This window comes from Arthrobacter sp. GW822-FHT05G07, assembly GCF_058799755.1.
The window spans coordinates 76,462-97,457 of record NZ_JBXALT010000002.1 but is presented as its reverse complement, the minus strand read 5'-3'; the positions used below and the strand labels follow the sequence as shown (position 1 = coordinate 97,457).

General features: G+C 63.2%; 20 protein-coding genes. 10 read left to right on the top strand and 10 right to left on the bottom strand.

All coding sequences use genetic code 11. From position 1 onward, the window contains the following. Nucleotides 1-4: 4 nt before the first annotated feature. The 3 genes from AC1RJY_RS03300 to AC1RJY_RS03290 all read left to right on the top strand — a co-directional run bounded on the left by AC1RJY_RS03300 (nucleotide 5) and on the right by AC1RJY_RS03290 (nucleotide 3,341). A complete protein-coding gene (locus AC1RJY_RS03300; protein ID WP_498601327.1) occupies nucleotides 5-2,143 on the top strand; it encodes an iron ABC transporter permease in 2,139 nt (712 codons plus the stop codon). Nucleotides 2,144-2,246: 103 nt separating this feature from the next. Further along, nucleotides 2,247-2,642: a hypothetical protein gene (locus tag AC1RJY_RS03295; protein WP_011774707.1), complete on the top strand. Its 396-nt coding sequence runs from the start codon at nucleotides 2,247-2,249 to the stop codon at nucleotides 2,640-2,642. 84 nt (nucleotides 2,643-2,726) lie between these two features. Then, nucleotides 2,727-3,341, top strand: a complete 615-nt coding sequence (locus AC1RJY_RS03290; RefSeq protein ID WP_498601325.1) for a dihydrofolate reductase family protein — start codon at nucleotides 2,727-2,729, stop codon at nucleotides 3,339-3,341. 25 nt (nucleotides 3,342-3,366) lie between these two features. Here AC1RJY_RS03290 and AC1RJY_RS03285 read toward each other — a convergent pair whose 3' ends face one another. Further along, nucleotides 3,367-3,786: a hypothetical protein gene (locus AC1RJY_RS03285; protein WP_498601323.1), complete on the bottom strand. Its 420-nt coding sequence runs from the start codon at nucleotides 3,784-3,786 to the stop codon at nucleotides 3,367-3,369. A 231-nt stretch (nucleotides 3,787-4,017) separates the two neighbouring features. On the opposite strand from AC1RJY_RS03285, the gene AC1RJY_RS03280 reads away from it, so the two are divergent. Both AC1RJY_RS03280 and AC1RJY_RS03275 read left to right on the top strand, forming a co-directional pair. Continuing rightward, nucleotides 4,018-4,500 carry a pyridoxamine 5'-phosphate oxidase family protein gene (locus AC1RJY_RS03280; RefSeq protein WP_498601322.1) on the top strand — a complete coding sequence of 161 codons (483 nt, stop codon included), beginning with the start codon at nucleotides 4,018-4,020 and terminating at the stop codon, nucleotides 4,498-4,500. A gap of 6 nt (nucleotides 4,501-4,506) precedes the next feature. After that, nucleotides 4,507-4,863 (top strand): TraR/DksA family transcriptional regulator, encoded by a 357-nt coding sequence (locus AC1RJY_RS03275; protein ID WP_210063851.1) that lies wholly within the window; start codon nucleotides 4,507-4,509, stop codon nucleotides 4,861-4,863. Between the two features lie 15 nt (nucleotides 4,864-4,878). On the opposite strand, the gene AC1RJY_RS03270 is transcribed toward AC1RJY_RS03275, so the two are convergent. Then, nucleotides 4,879-5,139, bottom strand: a complete 261-nt coding sequence (locus tag AC1RJY_RS03270) for a hypothetical protein (RefSeq protein WP_011774712.1) — start codon at nucleotides 5,137-5,139, stop codon at nucleotides 4,879-4,881. A gap of 82 nt (nucleotides 5,140-5,221) precedes the next feature. Here AC1RJY_RS03270 and AC1RJY_RS03265 point away from each other — a divergent pair, with 82 nt between their 5' ends. Next, nucleotides 5,222-5,815, top strand: coding sequence for a carboxymuconolactone decarboxylase family protein (locus AC1RJY_RS03265; RefSeq protein WP_011774713.1), 594 nt, complete (start codon nucleotides 5,222-5,224; stop codon nucleotides 5,813-5,815). Here AC1RJY_RS03265 and AC1RJY_RS03260 read toward each other — a convergent pair. The 8 genes from AC1RJY_RS03260 to AC1RJY_RS03225 all read right to left on the bottom strand — a co-directional run bounded on the left by AC1RJY_RS03260 (nucleotide 5,812) and on the right by AC1RJY_RS03225 (nucleotide 17,136). Further along, nucleotides 5,812-6,366, bottom strand: a complete 555-nt coding sequence (locus AC1RJY_RS03260) for a dihydrofolate reductase family protein (RefSeq protein ID WP_498601319.1) — start codon at nucleotides 6,364-6,366, stop codon at nucleotides 5,812-5,814. The genes AC1RJY_RS03265 and AC1RJY_RS03260 overlap by 4 nt on opposite strands. Then, a complete protein-coding gene (locus AC1RJY_RS03255; RefSeq protein WP_210063850.1) occupies nucleotides 6,363-7,670 on the bottom strand; it encodes an MFS transporter in 1,308 nt (435 codons plus the stop codon). Before AC1RJY_RS03255 ends, AC1RJY_RS03260 begins: the two co-directional genes overlap by 4 nt. A gap of 71 nt (nucleotides 7,671-7,741) precedes the next feature. Beyond that, a complete protein-coding gene (locus AC1RJY_RS03250; RefSeq protein WP_286139605.1) occupies nucleotides 7,742-8,950 on the bottom strand; it encodes a VWA domain-containing protein in 1,209 nt (402 codons plus the stop codon). Continuing rightward, complete coding sequence (locus tag AC1RJY_RS03245; protein ID WP_498601316.1) at nucleotides 8,947-11,250, bottom strand: DUF5682 family protein; 2,304 nt, start codon at nucleotides 11,248-11,250, stop codon at nucleotides 8,947-8,949. The genes AC1RJY_RS03250 and AC1RJY_RS03245 overlap by 4 nt, the downstream gene beginning before the upstream one ends. 3 nt (nucleotides 11,251-11,253) lie before the next feature. Next, on the bottom strand, nucleotides 11,254-12,360 hold the full coding sequence (locus AC1RJY_RS03240; protein WP_011774718.1) for an ATP-binding protein: 1,107 nt from the start codon (nucleotides 12,358-12,360) through the stop codon (nucleotides 11,254-11,256). Continuing rightward, complete coding sequence (locus AC1RJY_RS03235; RefSeq protein WP_498601314.1) at nucleotides 12,357-13,799, bottom strand: DUF5691 domain-containing protein; 1,443 nt, start codon at nucleotides 13,797-13,799, stop codon at nucleotides 12,357-12,359. The genes AC1RJY_RS03240 and AC1RJY_RS03235 overlap by 4 nt, the downstream gene beginning before the upstream one ends. Beyond that, nucleotides 13,796-15,094, bottom strand: coding sequence for an SWIM zinc finger family protein (locus AC1RJY_RS03230; RefSeq protein ID WP_011774720.1), 1,299 nt, complete (start codon nucleotides 15,092-15,094; stop codon nucleotides 13,796-13,798). Before AC1RJY_RS03230 ends, AC1RJY_RS03235 begins: the two co-directional genes overlap by 4 nt. Before the next feature lie 107 nt (nucleotides 15,095-15,201). Further along, nucleotides 15,202-17,136 (bottom strand): FAD-binding monooxygenase, encoded by a 1,935-nt coding sequence (locus tag AC1RJY_RS03225; RefSeq protein WP_498601312.1) that lies wholly within the window; start codon nucleotides 17,134-17,136, stop codon nucleotides 15,202-15,204. 168 nt (nucleotides 17,137-17,304) lie between these two features. Here AC1RJY_RS03225 and AC1RJY_RS03220 point away from each other — a divergent pair, with 168 nt between their 5' ends. The 4 genes from AC1RJY_RS03220 (at nucleotide 17,305) to AC1RJY_RS03205 (ending at nucleotide 20,857) form a co-directional block, all read left to right on the top strand. After that, nucleotides 17,305-18,255, top strand: a complete 951-nt coding sequence (locus AC1RJY_RS03220) for a 5'-3' exonuclease (RefSeq protein WP_011774722.1) — start codon at nucleotides 17,305-17,307, stop codon at nucleotides 18,253-18,255. Between the two features lie 154 nt (nucleotides 18,256-18,409). After that, complete coding sequence (locus AC1RJY_RS03215; RefSeq protein ID WP_498601309.1) at nucleotides 18,410-18,967, top strand: hypothetical protein; 558 nt, start codon at nucleotides 18,410-18,412, stop codon at nucleotides 18,965-18,967. A gap of 174 nt (nucleotides 18,968-19,141) precedes the next feature. Further along, complete coding sequence (locus AC1RJY_RS03210; protein WP_014921839.1) at nucleotides 19,142-19,561, top strand: YciI family protein; 420 nt, start codon at nucleotides 19,142-19,144, stop codon at nucleotides 19,559-19,561. Nucleotides 19,562-19,597: 36 nt separating this feature from the next. Continuing rightward, nucleotides 19,598-20,857: an RNA polymerase sigma factor gene (locus AC1RJY_RS03205; protein ID WP_498601307.1), complete on the top strand. Its 1,260-nt coding sequence runs from the start codon at nucleotides 19,598-19,600 to the stop codon at nucleotides 20,855-20,857. Nucleotides 20,858-20,996 lie beyond the last annotated feature (139 nt).

Genomic DNA, 20,996 nt, shown 5'->3' with positions numbered 1-20,996 from the left:
ACGCATGACCGACACTGTGAAAAGGCCCGCCATGACCGTTCCCGCGGCCGTGGCAGGTACTCCCGTGCCCCCGCCGGCGACTGGACCGGGTGCCCGCCGTCGTTCCGGACCAGCCCTGGTGGCTGGCACGGGGGTGGTACTCCTGGCACTGTTCTCGTTGATCCACCTCACACAAGGAACGGCCGACGTCGGCCCTCTCCAGTTGCTGGGGTTGCTTACCGGCAGCGGTTCGGACCAGGAAACCGCAGTGTTGATCGCCTCGCGGGTACCGCGACTTTTCGCCGGCCTGCTGGTCGGCGCCGCCTTGGGGGTGGCCGGCGCGGCTTTGCAGTCGGCCACCCGCAACGTCCTTGCTTCCCCTGACACTCTGGCTGTGAACGCCGGCGCGCATTTCGCCATAGTGGCTGTGGCGGCGTTCGGCCTGTCCCTTCCGGCGCTCTTGTCCGGTGGCATCGCGTTCATCGGCGGCCTCGCCGCGGCGGTGCTCGTCCTGGCGTTGTCAGGCGGAGGTGCCAATGGCAACGGCGGTCCTATCCGCCTGGTCCTCGCAGGCACAGCATTGGCGTTGGGGCTGCATTCTGCCACCAGCGCCCTCCTTCTCTTGTTCAGTCAGGAAACTACCGGCCTCTATGCCTGGGGGCAGGGCAGCCTCGCGCAGTCCCGCACCGATGAGCTGATCCAGTTCACCCCTGTAGTTCTCCTGGCCATAGCAGGGCTTTTCCTCCTCGCCCGCAGGATGGATCTCCTCGGACTGGGTGACGACGCGTCCCGGCTGGCAGGGGCAGATCCGCGCCTTGCCCGGGTTGGCGCCGTCGTACTTGCCGTCGTCCTGTCCGCCGCAGCGGTGACCATCGCTGGTCCGATCGGATTTGTTGGACTCTGCGCCCCGGCGATTGTGCGCCTCCTGGCCTCCCGCCTCCGCGGCCTGGGCCGGCATCGTGCTCTGCTGCCTATCTCGGGCCTGGCCGGTGCCGTGGTGGTCATCGGCGCTGATGTCCTGGTCCGAGGGCTTTTCGGTGCGCAGGCAGGAGTTGAAGTTCCCACCGGTGCTGTTACAACGGTCTTCGGCGCCGTCTTCCTGGTAATACTGGCCATGCGGATGTCCGATGCCGGATTGAGCGTTGCCGGTGATGCCCTGGCGCGGCTTCGATCCCGCAGGTTCTTCCTCACCGTCTTGATCGGACTCCTGGTCCTGCTCACTGCTTTGCTGGTGGCCGGAGCATTGCTGGGTGATGCCAAACTCCTGCTCGGTGATCTCATCAATTGGCTCACCGGACAGTCGGGAAACCGTGTCAGCGCGGTTCTGGGTACCCGAATGCCGCGTGTTCTGGCGGCCGTTCTTGCCGGAGCTGCCTTGGCCCTCGCCGGCGCGCTGATCCAAGCAGTGTCCCGGAACTCGCTGGCCGAACCCGGCATCCTTGGCGTCTCCGGCGGTGGTGGCTTGGCCGCAATCATCGTCATCACCACCGTTCCGACGGCCGGTTCGTGGGTCATCACCGGATCAGCGCTCGGGGGAGCGGCCCTGTCTGCGCTTCTGGTCTTCGGGCTGGCCTTCAGCGGTGGGCTTCAACAGAACAAACTAGTTTTGATCGGCATCGGCATTTCCGCGGGGCTGGCAGCTGCCATCACAGTCCTCCTGGTGACAACGGACCCATTCAATCAGACCAAAGCCCTGACCTGGCTCTCCGGCTCCACCTATGGCCGCAACTTTGCCTCCGTCCTGCCCCCGTTGCTTGCCCTGGTGCTGGCGCTACCGGTTCTGGCGGGCATGCGGCGCGATCTTGACTTGATCGCCGTGGACGACGATTCGCCCCGGGTGCTTGGAATCAGGCTGTCCGGATCCCGGCTGATCCTGCTCTCCATCGCAGTGCTGCTGACTGCTGGGGCTGTCTCATCGGTTGGCGTCATTGCCTTCGTGGGCCTGGTTGCACCGCACGCGGCCCGCACACTGGTGGGTGCACGACACTCGCGTGTTCTTCCCGTGGCGGCGCTGATTGGCGCCTGCACGGTGGTCCTGGCGGATGTCATCGGCCGCACGGTCATAGCGCCGGCCCAGATTCCCGCCGGAATTATGACGGCACTGGTGGGCGCCCCGTATTTCGTTTACCTGCTCTGGCGTTCAAGAGTTGACCGGACGGTCTGACGCTCACACCTCCTGCGCTGACTTCACCTCCTGCGCGGTGTTCATGTTCTGCGCGATGTTCATGTCCTGCGCGGTGTTCACCTCCTACGCATAGGATCGACTCATGGCCGGTTCCCTGGATTTCCTTGGCCCCATCCTGGAAATGATGACGTGGGTGGGGTTCGTTCCGGGCGTGCCTCTTCTGATCAGCGCCTGGGTCCTGGCCAAGCGTCGGTGTGTTTGGGGGACTGCGGCCGGAGAACAGTTCGCTGCCGGGGGATTTCTGGGCGTGCAATGGCTGGATCAGTCGAACGAGGAACAAAAGGTCCTGTTGGACATCCCTGCCCACGACGGCAGCATCGATTCCCGCTCAGTGGTGGTCCATTACGACCTCTGCCACCCCTCCCGATGTTCACTGCAGCCACCGCGTCACGACAACACTGTGTTGATTCTGGGCTGGATCCTCACTGGTGTCGGGATTCTCAGCACCCTTGGGGGTTTCTTCCTCCTTCTCCTCTAGCGCGGACCTCTTGAACGCCCGAGCGCACCGGGGCTAGCATTTCCGCGCACCGTCAACGCGCACGGTTAAACCGAGGAGACTGCTATGAGTGAGACGACCGCAACCCTGATGGTGGACCTGATCATTTCCCTGGACGGCTACGCTTCCGCCGAAGGGTGGCCCGGCTGGTGGGGTTTGGAAGGTCCGGAATACTTGGCCTGGCTCGACGAAGAGGGAAAGAAGGACTTCACCACCCTCATGGGGGCCACCACGTATCGAGTGATGTCCAGCATGTCGGAGGAAGCGTCTGGGGACAGTTCAGGGTTCTCCGAGGAAGAGGGCGCCAGCTTGGCCGGCCTGGCTGCCATGCCCAAAATCATCTTCTCCTCCACGCTGAAGGAGCCCCTGGTGTGGCCCAACTCGGAGCTCATTTCCGGTGACGCTGTGAAGGCCGTGCGGGAGCTGAAGCGGACCCGATCAGGAACGTTCAGCACGCTGGGCAGCTTGAGCCTTTGCCGCTCCCTGCTGGCAGCCGGACTGGTGGACAGGTACCGTTTGGTCGTCTTTCCCGTGATAACCGGGAAGACAGGGCGTGAGCGCATTTACGACGGATACCCGGATGTCGCTCTGGACATGGTGGACAGCCGGACGTTTGACGGCCGGCTCCAGCTGCTTGAGTACGTTCCCCGCGTCATCGACGCCCCGCTGACCAGAGGATGACTTCCGCTGCTCCGGTAGTATCCGGTTAAGCGCGCTGCTTGGCGAAGAGGGGCTCCAAGCACTCTGCGTAGTGGGTCATCATTTCCGAGAATGTCAGCAGACGGCGTCCCGTCAAGTTGGCCGTGCCGGCGTCCTGCGGCTCCGGTGTCGTCACCACGCAAAGAAGAGGTTCTGTACTGCTCCCGCCCGAGGTGAGAACTGCGATTCCCCATGGATCCACGGGCTCGGTGACTGAGATGCCCGCATGGTCGAAGGTGTCGCGGAGCACGTACCGGGTAACCGTCCGCCACGACTGGAGAAACGGCGGCTGCAACTGCTCTATGAGGTCATCGTCATCGGCGTCATAGGCCTTTGTGAGGGCGGCCGACAGTCCGTCCCACTCGTTGGCGTCCCGAACCATGAGGTGTGCGGTCCTCAGGCGATCAATGGTTTCAATCAACGTCATGGCAGTCCCCAAACTTCCCGTTGCTACGCCTGCCCCGAACCGGGCAAGCCTGACCGCCGTCGGCATGTCACATCAAGAGAACGGTTGGAGCGGCAGCATGATTCCCGGAGCAGTTTGCACCTTTGTTTCCGGCTGCTCCCGCACTCATTGGGTGCCTAGTAAATCAGTAGTCTTACTAATAGGCTGGTCGCTTGGGGAAAGTCCCCGAGCTGAAGGGAAACGAGGCGAGGCATGACCGAAGAGCAGGGAATCAGCAAGGTTGTTGACATCATCAACGACTCCAGGATCGGAATGTTGACCACTATCAACGAATCGGGGGCCCTGGTCAGCCGGCCACTGGCCGTTCAGGAAGTCAAGGACGACGGCGACATGTGGTTCTTTACGGGACTGGGCACCTCGCAGGTTGCCCATGTGCGTCAAGAGCCGCGGGTCAATGTTTCATTCGGCAAAAACACCGAATGGGTTTCCATAGCCGGGACTGCCGAGGTTGTCACGGACCGGGAGAAGATCCGCGAAATGTGGAACCAGGTGGTGGAGGCATGGTTCCCCGACGGCCCGGACACCCCTGAAGTGTGTCTCCTGCGCGTTGACTCGGAATCCGCCGAGTACTGGACCAGCCCCGGCGGAACAGCCGCGACGGTACTCCAATGGATTAAGTCGAAGGTCACGCATTCCCGGTTCAGCGTGGGCGAAAGCGACACTGTAGAACTATGACCTGCCGTGGTTGATGTGGAGCGGTTTCGGCTTCTCCTTGAGGAGGAACGTGACCGCAAACTCTCCCTGCTGAAGTCGCTGCGAAGCGACATCAGTTCGGTAAGCCTTGCCCGGCAGGACTCCAATGTGGACGACGAGCACGACCCTGAGGGCAGCACCATAGCGTTCGAGCTCTCTCAGGCTTCCGCACTGCTGGAGCAGAGCCGGGTTGGCCTGGATCAGATCAACGCAGCCCTGGAGCGGATTGCCGCCGGGAGCTATGGTCGATGCGAAATCTGCGCAGTAGCTATTCCGGAGGGACGGCTTGAGGCTCGGCCCTGGACGCCATTTTGCGTGGAGCACGCCTCGGGCAAGCCAAGATAGCCTGCGGAAGCTGAGCTAGGTGGACATTCCCGGCGAGACCGGCACGAAGTCAATGCCCTGCTGGACCTTCTTTTGGGGCCCCCGGTTGAACCCCTTGGCGTCCAGGTGATTGCCCGCCCTGTAGGCTGCGAGCGCTTCGTCGTAGATCTCGTTGAGCCGCCACCCGGTGAATACTTCCTGGCTTCCATCGGAAAAGACGACGGCCACGGAAACGCTGGCGGGAAAATGCCTGTTCATCCGGATAAAGCCTTGGGGGTCCTGCTGCAGGGAGATCACGTGCCAACCGCGCTTTCAGTAGTGGGTGCTCCCAGTCTTCCGTACTTGGGCTGCATTTACATCCAGGTGACGCAGGGCCACAATGGCCCCCATGTCCATTCTGAAAGTGCCGTCCGAATCCGGGGCCACCGGGCTGACGGCCGAAATCTATGAAGCCGATATCCGTTCCATGGGTTACGTTCCCAGCCACACCAAAGCCATGAGCCTGAACCCCGAGGCGCACCAGATCTGGGAGTCACTCACGCAAGCCATCAGTTCGTCTTTGGGCCTCCGGCGCTATGAGCTGGTGACCCTCGCCGCAGCCCAGGCGATTGGGTCGTCACACTGCAGGTTGGCTCACGGCAAGAAGACCCTGACCATCATCGACGAGGAGCAACTGCGCGCCATCGCCCATGATTATCGCGAAGCCGGGCTGCCTCCCGAGGAAGTAGCCATGATGGACTATGCCGTGAAACTCAGCACTGATGCCGCCGCAATGAACGACGACGATACGCAGCGGCTTCGCGACGCAGGCTTCAGCGACCGCGAGATCGCGGATATCACCCTGGCGGCTGCGGCGCGGAACTACTTCAGCCGTGCGCTCCTTGCCCTGGCTGTGGAGTTGGATGTCCCTCCAGGGGTCAGTCCTGAACTGCAGGAGGCGCTGCTGGCGCCGCTGCCCGCCTCAGGTGACTAGCCGCCGTCGGGAGCTTTTCCTTTGTTCTCCAACCGGTAATTGAGCAGCACGATTCCGGAGGGGTAGTGCCGGCACTCCAGGAGTTCCAGTGTGGTCCACTGGCTGACCCGGCCGAAGAAGGGAACGCCGCCGCCCAGAACCACCGGGATGATGGACAAACCGAGTTCGTCAATCAAGCCCAGCTCGACGAACTCCGTGACCAACTCGCCTCCTCCGAAGAGACAAATGTCCTTGTCCTGGGGGATGGATTCCTTGATCCGGGTGACGAGCTCGCGCAGCTCTCCGGAGAACAGTTCCGTCCTGCCCTTGGTAGCTAGCGTTTGATCGTGCGTGACAACATACGTTGGGACCTTGGATCCTCCTCCTCCCATCTTCGACACCTCGCGGAAAGTGTTGGCTCCCATGATGTAGGCGCCGGTCCTCCGCTCGGTCGATTCAAAACCGTAGTCTTCGTTTTTTCCCATGGAGTTGTTCAACCACGAGAGGTCGCCGCTTTCGGAGGCGATAAAGCCGTCCAGGCTTGCGGCCATTCCGCCGAACACGATGCTCATTGCCGGGGCTCCTGGTCGGATTCGGTCTCGGACGTCGAGGCCCGGTCCGCCGTCGCGCCGTGCTTCCGGCTGGCCAGCAGGAAAGGCAATGCGATGAGCTCGATGACACCGGCCATGGCCAATGATGCCGGGTAGCCGTAGAGGTCGGCTCCCCGGCCCAGGGCGGGCTGGATGACGACGCCGCCGCTGGAACCCATCAGTGAATCGAAGCTCAGGACGGTGGCCCGTTGCTTGGACGGGATCATGTCGTTTACATAGGCCTGCCGGACGGGCGTGGCCGCAGAACCTACAACGGCCCACAGCGCGAGCAACACCAGCGCCACCCAGAAGATCCGAGTCAAGCCCAGGACCAGCAGAATCAGGCCGCCAACCAAGGCGCCGAGGATGAGCACGGATGTGCGCTTGTGGAACAGCTTCCGGGCGTGGGGGGCGAGCCAGCCTCCCAGGATCTGCGATCCTGCCACGATCGCGGCGGCCAATCCCGCTATTGAATAGGCCTCCGGGTCGCCGAACAGGTCCAAAAGGTACGGCTGCAGTGCGTAGAAGACGTAAATTCCGACGCCGGCACTGAACGGCGCTGCCAACATCACGTATCGGACGGGCGGGTTCTTCAAACCGTTCTGGATCGACGCGGACAGCACCGCGCGGGTGGCGCGGAGGGGGTGGGTGGAACGCTCAGGCGTGAAGCCGACGTCGTGCATGAGTCCAAAGGCCACCGCGAACATGGCGAGCAGTACCAGCACGCGGAGGAGGAACGGCACGCCAAGGTTGGTGGCCTGGGCAATCACCCCGCCGGCCACTGAGCCCACCAGCATCGCTACGCCTTGAACCATTTGGCCGCGCCCCAGCACGGATTCCAGCCCTCCTTCGTAGCCGGAGAAGCGAAGGGCATCAACCAGCCATGCCTCAACGGCGCCGGAGAAGAACGTGAAGCCGAGGCCCAGGAGGACGGATACGACCGCCCACATCCAGAAGGGGGCGGAGATCTGCCACATCACGTAGTACAGGTAAGTGGATACGGCCAGTGTCACCGTGCCCAGCAGGAACGAGACACGCCGCCCCCACCCATCAGCAACCACCCCTGTGGGGATCTCGAAAAGAACCATTCCGGCTGTGAAGAAGGCGTTGGCGGCGAAAGCCTCCAGGTTGCTCAGGCCCGCATCCAGCAGGAACAGGGTGTTGATACCCCAGATGAAAGACGCCGCGACGGTATTACCCAGCGTCAAGGTGAGGTAGACGCGCTGGATCTTGCGGGCGGCGTCATTCAGGGTGTCGCCGCCCCCGCCGTTGCGAGGAGGGACCACCAGCTAATTCTCGCCCTGTTGGTCTTCCGCCGCCAGATCCCCAAGGCCGCCAAGTCCCCAGGGATCTGCCGCTACGTTTCGTGACTTGTGGGGATGTCCTGGGAAGCTGCCCATTCGCTGACATCCCGGCGTTCAATGGCGGCAGCCATCATGTCCGGAAAGAGATCCGGCGTGCACGCGAATGCAGGCACACCGATGCCGGCCAGCGCTGCGGCATGGCTGGAATCGAAGGATGGATGGCCGCTGTCGCTCAAGGCCAGCAACGCAATCATGGTGGTGCCGCCGCCCACAATTGAGGCGGCACGACGCAGCATTTCCTCGGCTATGCCGCCTTCATAGAGGTCGCTGATCAGTACGAGGATGGTTTCGGTGGGTTTGGTGATTTGGTCCTGGCAGTAGGCCAGTGCTCGGTTGATATCGGTACCGCCGCCCAACTGCACGCCGAACAGCACGTCCACGGGATCATCCAGATCGTCGGTCAGATCCACAACTTCGGTATCAAAGACCACCAACTTGGTGCTCACGGACCGCAGTGAACTGAGGACTGCGCCGAAGACACTGGAGTACACCACGGATTCAGCCATGGACCCCGACTGGTCGATGCACAGGATGATCTCCCGCTGAATCTCGGAGCTGCGTCTGGCATGGCCATGGAGCCTCTCGGGCACTACCGTCCTGTACTCGGGTTGGTAATGCTTGAGGTTGGCGGCAATGGTCCTGTTCCAGTCGATATCCCGGTGCCGTGGCCGGCGGGTCCGAGCGGATCGGTTGAGTGCGCCGGAGACTGCTTGGATGGTCCTGGCACGTAGACGTTCTTCAAGTTCCTTGGTGACCTGCCGGATGACGGACCTTGCTGTCTCCCGGGAAGCCTCGGGGATCACCCGGCCCAGGCCCACGAGGGTACTCACCAATCCAATATCCGGTTGGACAGTGCGGAGCATCTCCGGTTCCAGGAGCAGCTGCCTCAGGCCTAGCCGGTCCATGGCATCGGCCTGCATCACTTGGACCACTGACGATGGGAAATATCCGCGAATATCACCGAGCCATCGGGCCACGCGCGGGCTGGACGAACCGAGCCCTCCACGTTGCTTGGACCCGTCACCGTAGAGCTCCTCCAGCGCCTGATCACGGCGAACGTCGTCGTCGGACAGCTGAACCGGCATGTCCTCCGCCGTCGTGATGCCATCAGCGTCGTGCCCGCCCAGGACCAGACGCCACCGGCTCAACCGGTCACGGTTGTCTCCGTTGGAAACATTGGCATCGGCAGAAACATCGCTCATGAAATTGCCTCCCATCCAAGGATCTTTGCCATCGCTCGTAGTGCCGGGCCGGCTGCGGCCAGGTCCGCGCTGGTGGACTCTGCGGTAAGGGCGGTGGACCCGCCGCGGCTCAACTGCTCGCCAATTTCGCGCCGCTCGGGCCTGCTGAAGGCCGAGAATGTCCTGCGGACCAGGGGCAGAACGTCCTCGAACACGTCATCGTCCACGCCATCCACCCAGTCATCGACAATCTGCAGGAGCCGCCGATCGTGGATCAGCAGCGTCGCATCGCCGGACAGCAGCCCATCCAACCAGGCGGCGGCTTCCGGAGCGGGGGTGGCGATGGACAGGCGTCGGCTAAGCCGTGCGGCGATGTCGTCTCCATCCACCAAGCCCGCATCCAGGAGGAGCCGTGCGGCCCTGCCGGCCACCGCGCCGTGGATCTTATCGGAATGGGCCACGGCGCCCAAAGCAGTGTGCCAATCGTCCATGGGCAGTTCCGGAAGCAAGGTAAGGCCGTCTTGAGCTGAGTCGATGGCGCGCCGCATAGCTCCCGCGGCGTCGTCATCGAGCCCGGCGCAAGCAGTAGGCAAAGCCACGCAGGACCGCACCACCGTGGTTTCCAGGATCTTCCGGACATCGCTCACGTCCACCCCGCGGACATTTCCGTATCTGCAGGTGCGGGCAAGAGGGGCGATGGTTTCCAAGAGAGGCGCGACGTCCTGCTGCAGGGCGGTGCGTTCAGCCAGGGCAGATACGACGCCGGCAATACCGTCGGGCAGCTCGGCCAACAGACAGCTTTCCAACAGTTTGCTCAAAGCAGGCAGACTTTCGGCTGCCTGCGCCTGCTCTGCGACGAAACTACCTGCGGCGGAGGCAACGGTGGTGCCGTAGCGGCTTGCTTCCACCACTGAAACAGCCAGCTCAGGCTTCCATTCAAGGATCCAAGCCTCCTTGAACGTGCCGGTAGTCCGACCGGTGTCCGTTGGCTGCCCCCAATCCACACCCAGCAGGGCCAGACGATGGAGGAGCACCGAACGCGCCAGCTGGTTCGGCTTGCGCAGGTCCAGGACCATGACCTCCTGCATCGCGCCGGGCTTCATGCGCAAGCTACGCTGGGTGGCGGCGAGGTCGGCGGCCAAGGGCAGGGTGGGTACGGTATCCGGTACTTTTCCGAGCTCGTGTCCGACGGTGAGCTCCCTGTGTACCAAAGCCAGTGGCAGGGGAGAACCCTCGCAGAGAACAGTCTGCGCTGCATCGTCCAGTTCAGGTAGGCCAGGGCTGGGCCGTCCGCGAACGGCGGCCAAGGCAGTAGCCATCCTGCTGGCCTCCACCACGGAGGCCGTGGAAGCATCCAGGTTCTCTTTCCGCAGGGCGTGGGCTACCCGAACCAACCATGTAGTGGCAACGTCCCTCGTGGGGTCCTGGGCCATCCAATGTGCGAACAGGTGTTGATACCAGCCGGGCGCGGTGACGCCTGCACCGTATCCGCTGCCCAGGCTGAGCCGGCTCGAGGTCCAAGGGACCCAGGTGACGGCCACCTTGGTTTTGGGCAAGCCTGCGAGCACTTTGTTGTCGGCAGAAAGTGAAGGGAAACCGGCGGGCACCAGCGCCGGTGCGTGGTACGCGCCGCACACTACTGCGATGCGTTCATGCCCTTCGCGTATGGCGGCGCGCAAAAGGCGTCGCATGGCAGCTTCCCTGCGGTTGTTCTCCACCACGTCAGGATGGTCAGCGGGACGTTGGTCCAAGGCCCTGATTTCGGAGATCGCATCGATGAGGGCTTCGAACCGTTCAACAGGGTCTGTCTTCCGGTGCTCTACTGCGTCCTCCCACCAGCGCTCCGCATCGCTGTAACCGGCAGCTTCGGCCAGCATCCCGATGGCGTCTGGCCGGTAGGCCTGCTGCGGGACGGCGGGAGGTTCCAAGCCGTCGTCGGGAGTAGAAGCGGCAGGCTCTTCCTCCTCAGTAGCCGACAGGGCACGTTCCTCCGCGGCCCGGAGCGCAAACGTGTGCGCCGCGGGTAAATCGATGGCTCGCACCAACTTGCCCGTGGACAGGGCCCAACGAATCGCCACCCACTCGGGCGAGAAGCTGGCCATCGGGTAGAAGGAAGCTAAACGGGGCTCGTCCACCGCGTAGATCAGGCCGGCGACGGGCGGAACCATGTCCGGATCCGTGACCAGCGGGATGACTTGGTCCAGTTCCGGCGGCCCTTCCACCATCACCAGATCGGGCCGAAGGGTGGCCAAGGCCTCAGCGACGGAATGGGCAGAACCCGGACCGTGGTGCCGGATCCCCAGAATGTGGACGTCTGTCATGTTTCAGTTGGACGATTCGAGGTCGCGGCAGGCCCGGTACAGGTCTTTCCATTCAGGCCGGTTCCGGACGACTGTCTCCAAGTATTCCTGCCAGATCACGCGGTCCTGCACCGGATCCTTGATCACTGCGCCCACCAAACTGGCGGCCACGTCCTCCGCCCGTACGGTGCCATCGCCAAAGTGCGCTGCCAGGGAGAGCCCGTTGGTCATCACGGAGATGGCTTCTGCCGTGGATAGCGTGGCGGATGGCGATTTGATGGTGGTGCGTTGGTCCTGGGTCACGCCTGAACGCAGTTCGCGCATGACGGTAACCACTCTGCGGATCTCGGAAAGTGCAGCCAAATCGGCTGGCAGCTCCAAGGACTCTCCCAGGCTGCGAACGCGTGTGGTCACGATTTCCACCTCTTGGTCGATGCTGTCAGGGAGCGGCAGGACCACGGTGTTGAAGCGGCGGCGAAGGGCGGACGAGAGGTCGTTGACGCCTTTGTCGCGGTTGTTCGCTGTGGCGATGACGTTGAAGCCCTTCCGCGCCTGAACTTCCTCATTGAGCTCAGGGATGGGCAGGGTCTTCTCGCTGAGGATGGTGATGAGGGAGTCCTGCACATCGGAGGGTATTCGAGTGAGCTCCTCTACCCGCACCAGGCTTCCTGTTTCCATGGCCCGCATGACAGGACCCGGAACCATGGCGGCGCGGGAGGGGCCATCGGCCAGCAAGCGGGCATAATTCCATCCATACCGCAGAGCCTCTTCGGGCGTGCCGGCAGTACCCTGCACCACCAACGTGGACGAGCCTGAGATGGCTGCCGCCAGATGCTCACCAAGCCACGTTTTGGCGGTTCCCGGGACACCCAGCAACAGCAGGGCGCGGTCTGTGGCCAGTGATGCCACGGCGATTTCCACCAGGCGTTCAGATCCGAGATACTTCGGGGTGATCCGGGCGCCATTGGCCAGGGTTCCTCCCAGGATGTACGTGGTGACAGCCCAGGGAGACAGCCGCCAGCTGGGGGGACGGGGGCGGTCGTCAACTGCAGCCAAAGCGCTGAGTTCATCGGCATACGCATTCTCGGCGTGGGCGCGAAGGACCTCTGTTGCGTTCTGGGCATCGGTCATCGGAAAGCCTCCGTCAGGGATTGTCTGAATGATTGGTATTGGACTGCGTCGCGCAACACTCGGCGCCGGGCGACGTCGTCGTCTGTTCGTTCCAGAAGCTGCCGGCAACGTTGGTTGGCCTCAGGTGGAAGCGCGGTAGGCAAAACTGCGGCCAGGGATGCTGCCAAACGGCCCCCGTCCTTGCCGGAGATCACTGTGAGCACAGCTTCAGCCAAGGACACGGACCACGGCTGCGGCAGGTCTTGCAGAAGCGGAGCCAGCGTCAAGGGGTCGTCGCCGCTTTCGCGGACATGCCGCTCCAGCCAATGTTCCCGTTCTTCGGCAGGCAGGCAGACCAGCAGTCTTCTGTCCGTCCTGACGGTGAGCAGCGCACGCGCCCACTCGGTATCTTTGCGGGCGGCAGCGGTGGCGATCAATACGTCCAGGATGCGCGGTTCGCCCTGCACCAATGCAGCGGTGGCCGCCCGGTTCCGGCCCGAAACCGACGTCCATACATCCAGCGGGGCTCCACTGATGATGGCGTCCAACCGCGCCAGTCGGTCTGGTTCGCCCCTGCGCGGGTCGGCCGGAACCCCGTCGCGTAGTGCCGCCCCGTCAGGGTCCGGAGGGAGATCGATGTCCAGCCGTTTGTTCAAGAGCCCTTTGACGTGCAGCAGGGGTACCAGCCGGGCGGCCATGCGGGCCGCGCGGGCACTCCCCGGAAGCTGGTCCAGGAGCCGGAGTGCCACGTCGCGAACACTCTTGGCTTTGTCGTCCAAGGCCTGCTCCAGCAGTGCTTCGTCGTCATCATCCACGTTGCCGGCGAACAATGCCAGGTTGCCGGCGCGTTCCCTTGCGCTGAGAGACGTCCAGTGCGCCAGGAGTTGCTCGCGCGCAGCTGCCGGATCAAGGCCTCTTAGCCGGTCAAGCTCTACCGCGGCGTCGGCGCTCCCAAGTTCAGACCACTCTGCCGCAGCCTCCTGTGAAGATGGGCTCTTGAGTTCCTTCAGCCAGCGGCCGCGGGTTCCAATGGCAGGTTCAAGGCGCCTGAAAACGGCGGATTTGGTCTCGGCCACAAGGAGCAACGCGGGCAGCAGGCGGTGGGGGACCCGCCGTCGTGTTTCTTCCGCGAACCGTAGCCAGTCCACTACCAGCTGGGTTCTCAGTTCGAGCCCCACGGGTGGCTGGGTCAGCAAGAGTTCCAGGAGCCGGGCGGCCTCGCCACTGGCTTGGGGCTCGGTGTCAGCCGGGGCCGGCGAAACAAGCCCGCTGCTTGGGGCTGCGGCTGCTGTCCGGGATGTACGGGTTGCGACGTCGGCCATGGCGGCTTGATCAAGCAGGGATTCCTCGCGGGGAAGGCCTTCAGGCGCACGAAATCCCAGTTCGTCGGGCGGCTTGGGTGCGTCGTGTCGTCCTGTCCCCACCAGCGCTGCTGTTCGGAGTTCAGCCAACCACGTCATGGAGTTACCACCATTCCGTCGACGACGACGGTCAGCGGACGAAAACGGCCGTCATCCAGTTCGCCGAAAATGTCCACAGCATGGCCACCGGTCAGTGCCAGCAGGGAGTCAAGGGGAGCATCCACCAGAGGAAGGGCGTGGCCTTTTGGATCGTGCAACCACCCCCTCTCCTCGGGGTTGACGGTGACGCCGCCCAACAGCACGGGGTGCCGGGTCCGCCATGGTGAGCGCGCAACTGCAGCTGACTCCTGTTCGAGCGCTTGCATGATGCTGTTGCCGTTCCCGAGGCTTTTGACAACCCCCTGCGGGACGATGGCGCTGGTGAACATGGCACGCTGCGGTGCTGAGCCGGGGTAGCGGGCAACCGTGGCTTCAAGCTGTGCGCCCGCGAGTTGCGGCGCCGCCAGCCCCTGGCCTTGCGCGGCGAAGTCAAGGACCACCACCATGGTTCCGTCGGGGGCGCGAAGCCAGGTCCGTTGTTGCTGGAGGCGTCCGTCGTCGCTCCGATGGGCTCCAAGTACCAGCCACGGGCCCGCCAAGGACTCGGTATTTTGTACGTCGGCAGACGCCGTGGCCCATCCGAGGGCAGCCTTGACGTCAGCGAATTCTTCCGGCGAGAGTGTGTCCCGTGCTTTCCATGCTTTGGCCAGCGCCCACCAGCGGCCGGCGTGAAGGAGGAGATGGTCTGCCCAGTCCGTCCTGCCGTGGATTTGGGAAGCCATGTCCCGCACTTGGTCGGCCAAACCAGGAAGCTGCGAGTCCACCAAACGGGCAGCCACACCGTCCCACCACGAATAAGGCTGCTTGCGTGCAGTGGCAAGTCCTGTCCGGACAAGGTCCGTCAGCCAGCGCGAGAAGTCGTCTATCCCGGCGTCCATGAGGGCCAGCCTGGCGGCGAGACGTTTTGCCTGGGCTTCCGGATCTGCGGGTTGTTCGGCTTGTCGACGTTCTTTGGCCGAGGCACGATCAGCCCTTTGACCGGCCCATTCCTTTGCGAAATCGGCGGCGTCGGCACCGGCCTCGGCCGCCTCACCCCGGGACCAAAGAAGCAGCAAGGCCAGAGCATGCTTGCAGGGGAACTTCCGGCTGGGACACGAGCACCGGTAGGCGGGTGCGACGATGTCCACGCTCACTTGGTACGGCGTTTTTCCGCTGCCTTGGCACTTTCCCCAAACAAGGACATCGTTGCTGCCCGATTCAGACCACGGGCCGGGGTGTGCAAGTTTCCGTGCTGCTGCGAGTGAGGAAGAGTCCGGAGCGGCCTTCATCACTGTATCTTCGCTCCACCGCCCCATGAATCACATTCTGCCTGACCGCTCCGACACTATAGAACAACGTCACGGTGTGGCGCCGGAACAGCCGGGGAGTTGACGGTCGGCTCCCCGGCTGATTCCGGTTCTGTTCAGGCTTGGTTGCTGACCAAGCCCGGCTCTGCGGCGCCCGCTTCAGTACGTCCCGCAGACAACAGCGGCGCGAAGAATCCGCCAAGTTCCGCCGTGGCTGTCAGGGGCAGCACGTTGGCGACATACTGGTCAGGGCGGACGACAACAACGACGCCGTCGCGGCTGAGGCCTCGTGTATCGAAGATGTCAGCTTTCGGGTCGGCGCCGAAGACCTTCTCGAGGTACGTGAGCTTGAATGGTCCGACCGTCGGCTTGAAAGCTGCAGGTACTGCGTTGATATCGATGGTGGTGTGGTCTTGCTGGTAGATCACCTTCACATCGAACCAGGCGTCGCGGTCAGCGCTCGACGGCGTCGCGGCCAGCGGCGATTCCGGCGAGTTCGCGATCCATTCGGCGAAGTCCGCCACCGGACCAGCGGCGCCAGCCTGGGCGGCGTCAGCGAAAACGTAGATGCGCCAGCGCCCATCAGCTTTGGCGTGGTGACCCAGGTGCATGGGATTGGTGTCGCAGACGCGGACAACCGACGCGGACTTGAAGCGTTTACCCACCGGGAAGCCGGTGGCGAGTTCCTGGTGCTGTGCTTCGGCTACAAGCATCGATGGGGCGTATTGGGTCATGAAGCCGGCAGGGAATTCGGCGGTGCTGGTGTAAAAGGTCTCCAGTTCCGCGGGATCTTCGAACTCTTCGGGTTTCTTGGCCATCAACGTGGACCACTGCTTGTCGAAGTCGATGAGGTTCTTCGCCACTACCTGGCGTTCGGCCGAGTAGGTGTCCAGCAGGCTTTCCGGGCTGCGGCCTTCGAGGACGTGGCCGAGTTTCCAGCCGATGTTGAAGCCGTCTTGCATGGAGACGTTCATGCCTTGGCCGGCCTTGGCGGAGTGGGTGTGGCAGGCGTCGCCGGTGATGAACACCCGTGGGGTGCGCGTTCCGCGCTCCTCCGGCAGAACGTCGTCGAACCTGTCCGTGAGCCGGTGGCCTACCTCGTAGACGCTGTGCCAAGCAACGTTGCGGACGTCCAACGTGTACGGGTGGAGGATGTCGTTGGCCTTTTGGATGATCTGCTCAATGGTCGTCTTGCGCACAGCGCCTTTGTCATTGGGATTAACTTCGCCCAGGTCCACGTACATGCGGAACAGGTGGCCGCCCTCGCGGGGGATCAGCAGGATGCTGCCGCCCTCGCCGGACTGGATGGCGCACTTGGTGCGGATGTCAGGGAAGTCGGTGACGGCGAGGACGTCCATGACGCCCCACGCATGGTTGGCTTGGTCGCCGGCAAGGTGGCAGCCAATGGATTCGCGAACCTTGCTGCGGGCGCCGTCTGCTCCCACGACGTACTTGGCCCGGATGATCCGCTCGTGGCCTTCGTTGGGCCCGGACGTGTGGGCAAGCGTTACGGCCACAGGATATTCGCCCTCGCCGGTGACCTGGAGACCGTGGAACTCATAGCCGTAGTCCGGCGTCATGCGTGTGGGGGAGTTGGCCATGAACTCCGCGAAGTAGTCCAGGACGCGGGCCTGGTTGACGATCAGGTGCGGGAATTCGCTGATACCGGCCGGATCATCCACGGCGCGGGCGGCGCGGACGATGCGGGAGTGGTCAGCCGGGTCCGGCTTCCAGAAGGCCATCTCCGTGATGCGGTAGGCCTCGGCGGTGATGCGCTCCGCAAACCCGAATGCTTGAAAGGTCTCCACGCTGCGTGCTTGGATGCCGTCTGCCTGGCCGATGGCCAAACGACCGGGACGTCGCTCAATAATGCGGGTGGTGACATCCGGAAACTGGGAAAGCTGTGCCGCGGTCAGCATCCCAGCAGGACCCGTGCCCACGATAAGGACGTCAACTTCGTCGGGAAGCTCGGCTGGGCGGTTGATTCCGACGCCGGCCGCAGGCTCGACTCGCGGGTCACCGGATACGTAACCGTGGTGGTGGAACTGCACGGGCTTTCCTCACTTCTTTGTGGGCAATGATCTAGGTTTGTTCGATAATAGAACAGCGTGTTCTATTATCGCTCCAATAATCGTAATGCGGCTCACACCCGCGTTCAAGTCCCGCACGCGTCTTATGACAGAACCTGGTGTTCGCCTCCTTCGGATTGGCCTACGGGCATGTCAGGATCAGGTATGCCGCGACTGATGCTTCTGGACACTGCCTCCCTGTACTTCCGTGCCTTCTACGGTGTGCCCGATTCCATCCGCCGACCCGACGGAACACCCGTGAACGCAGTGCGGGGACTCATGGACATGATCGCCCGCCTCACCACCGACTACGAAGCCACGCACCTCGTCGCCTGCTGGGACAACGACTGGCGCCCTCAATGGCGCGTGGATCTGATCCCCAGCTACAAGTCCCACCGTGTCGCTGAAATCGTTCCAAACGGCCCGGACGTTGAGGTTGTCCCAGACCCCCTTGAAGCGCAGATACCCATGATCCGCCGTGTACTGGACCTTGCCGGGATCGCCGTGGTGGGCGTTGACGACCATGAGGCCGACGATGTCGTGGGGACCTATGCGAGCCAAGCGCACATCCCGACCGACGTGGTCACCGGCGACCGCGACCTTTTCCAGCTCGTCGACGATGACCGTGAGGTCCGTATCATCTACACCGCCCGGGGCATGAAAAACCTGGAAGTTGTCACGGACGTCGTAGTGGTGGGCAAGTACCGTGTCCTGCCCCAGCAATATGCCGACTTCGCAACACTCCGGGGCGATGCCTCCGACGGGCTCCCCGGCGTTGCCGGCATAGGAGAAAAGACGGCAGCATCATTGCTTGGCGAGCACGGATCATTGGAAGGACTGCTTGAAGCGGCAGAAGACCCCGACGGCGGTCTGTCGGCTTCCATACGGGCGAAGCTGTCCGCGGCTGCTGACTACCTCAAGGTGGCACCCGCCGTCGTGAACGTTGTGCGCGACTTGAAGGTGCCGACGCTTGAACAAGCGGGCGCTGAACTGCGCCCGGTCACCGGCGACGCGCGCACCGAACTTGAGCAGCTGGCCTCTGACTGGAACCTGGGTGGATCAGTCAAGCGGCTGCTGGACGCGCTGGACCGGGTCCGCTAACGACACGTCCCACAGACTCGGCTTTACTTTCACAGCCGAATGACAGGTTCGAAACAGCCTGGGCTGTGGTGGGCCTCTCATGGTGTTAAGAGGACGGCACCATTGATCGTCCCTCAGACACCAGCCGTACGGACGGCTCATTGAGGAGAGGTACATGTCGAGAACCAAGAGAATCACCTTGACCGTCGCAGCAGGAGCGCTCGCATTGGGCGCCGGATTGGGCGCGACCAGCATCGCCACTGCTGCCACCACACCGTCGCCTAGCGCCACGTCATCCGCGGACGCCACCACGCCGTCGGATCGCGGCGGCAGGCCCGGCGGCCACGGACACGGCCGGGACGGCGGCCAGATCGCCGCGGAACTGGCCACCAAGCTCGGAGTGGACGAAGCCAAGGTCACCGAAGCCTTGACGGCGTTCCGCGAGGCAAACAAACCCGCCACACCGCCCGCACAAGGAACGGAAGGAACCAAGCCGGACCGCACAGCACAGGATGCAGCCCTGGCGAAGTCTCTCGCCGAAGCACTCGGTGTAGACGAAGCCAAGGTCACCACGGCACTGGAAGAAATCCGTGCCGCCGCCCAGGAAGAGCGTTCCGCTGCGCTGAAGACCAAGCTCGACAAAGCGGTAACGGACGGCAAGCTCACACAAGCCGAAGCTGACGCCGTGACCAAAGCTGTTGAAGCGGGGGTCATCGGAGGAGGCGGACGCTAACTGAACCAACTACGACGATGATCGGTTGATAAGGATCCCCTGGAGCATTCCGGGGGATCCTTTCCGTCGCATCAAAAACTCTTCCAAGGTGTTGTCGATTTTTACTCGCACTGTTCGACCTATGGATGAGAAAGTCGAAAAGGCGGCTTTCCACGACACAGGAGATTGAGTGAAATGGCGAAATACATGTTGATCATGCGGGCAGACGACGCTTCCTACGCCAAGTTCGAGAACATCGACTTCAACGAGATCCTCGAAGCCATGGGCAAATTCAACGACGAACTTATCCGTGCCGGAGTCCTCTTGGCCGCTGAAGGCCTTGACGATGCGAAAGATGGCGTCGTGGTGGACTTCACCGGTGAAACCCCGGTTGTCACCGACGGCCCCTACGGAGAGACAAAAGAACTGTTCGGCGGCTACTACATCCTGGACGTCGCATCCCAGCAGGAAGCCGTCGAATGGGCCAAGCGTGCGCCCATGACAGCCGGTACCAAGACCGAAATCCGCCGCGTCACCAGCATCGATGAGTTCCCGCAAGACAACGAATGGATCCAAAAGGAGCGCGCATGGCGCGAGCAGACCGGCCAGCTCTGATTCCCACCACGGAAACTCCGGACAACACCCACCCGCGTGAGCAGCAATGAGGCAAGGGCCGCCGTCGAAGCTGTGTGGCGGAGTGAATCCGCCCGCATCGTCGGCGCCCTTGCCCGCTACACCGGCGACTTCACATTGGCAGAGGACCTTGCGCAGGAAGCGCTCGCAGAAGCCCTCGTGTCCTGGTCGGTCAGCGGCATCCCCGCAGAGCCGGCAGGTTGGCTCCTGACGGCGGGCCGGCGTCGGGCGATCGATTCGTTCCGGCGACGTGCCGTGCGGGACGAAAAGTACGCCTTGCTGGCCCGCGGCCTGTCCGAAGAGGAACCGGGCGTGGACACTCTGTTCAACCCCGATTCGATCAACGATGACGTGCTCGCGCTGATGTTCATCTCCTGCCATCCGGTGTTGTCCAAGGAAGCGCGGATTGCCTTGGCGCTGCGGGTAGTGGGCGGCATGGGCACGGAGGAGATCGCCAAGGCGTTCCTGATGCCCGTTCCAACTATCCAAGCCCGCATCACACGGGCAAAGAAGACACTTGCTGCGGCCCACATCCCGTTCGCCGTGCCGGAGCCATCTGAAATTCCCGAGCGGCTGGGCTCGGTGCTGCAGGTTGTCTATCTGATTTTCACGGAAGGTTCCTTCGCTTCCGGAGGGGATTCGTGGATGCGGACAGAACTAGCCAGTGACGCACGCCGCCTCGCCCGTGTGTTGGTACGGCTGGCCCCCGAGCCCGAAGTGTTTGGCCTTTTGGCCCTGATGGAACTGACGGCCGCTCGCTTTCCTGCCAGGCTCGACGCCGCCGGACGGCCTGTCCTTCTTGAAGACCAGGATCGACGGCGATGGGATCAGTCCGCCATACGCCGGGGCAGGGCGGCACTTTCGACGGCGGTCGCTGCGGGCCGGGGGCTGGGCGCCTACGGGCTGCAGGCGTCCATCGCGGAATGCCATGCAGTGGCCCGGACTGCGGCAGAGACTGACTGGCAACGGATCGTCATTCTGTACGAGGCCCTCGGGCGGCTGTCTCCATCGCCCGTTATTGAACTCAATCGCGCAGTTGCCGTGGCCATGGCTTCAGGTCCCGCTGCCGGTCTGGACCTCGTGGACGCACTCAAGGGCAGGGGTGAGCTTGAAGGCTCCCACCTCCTGCCGACAGTTCGAGGTGAACTCCTCACCAGACTGGGTCGCCACACGGAGGCAAGGAATGCCCTGCTGGAAGCCCTGAACCTGTGCGGGAACGCCGCCGAACGGAGTGCACTGGAACGGAAGATCGCTGACCTTGCAGGCCGGCTGAGCTGAAAGACAATCTGAACTGAAGGTCACGAAGAATGTGGCAAGGCGAGTGTCTGACAGAGTCGCCCACGTTAGGGCTGGGCCCGAGGACGGCCCGCATCCCAGTGCGGCCGTGACCAATGGCACGGTGGCCGGTAGCGAGGTG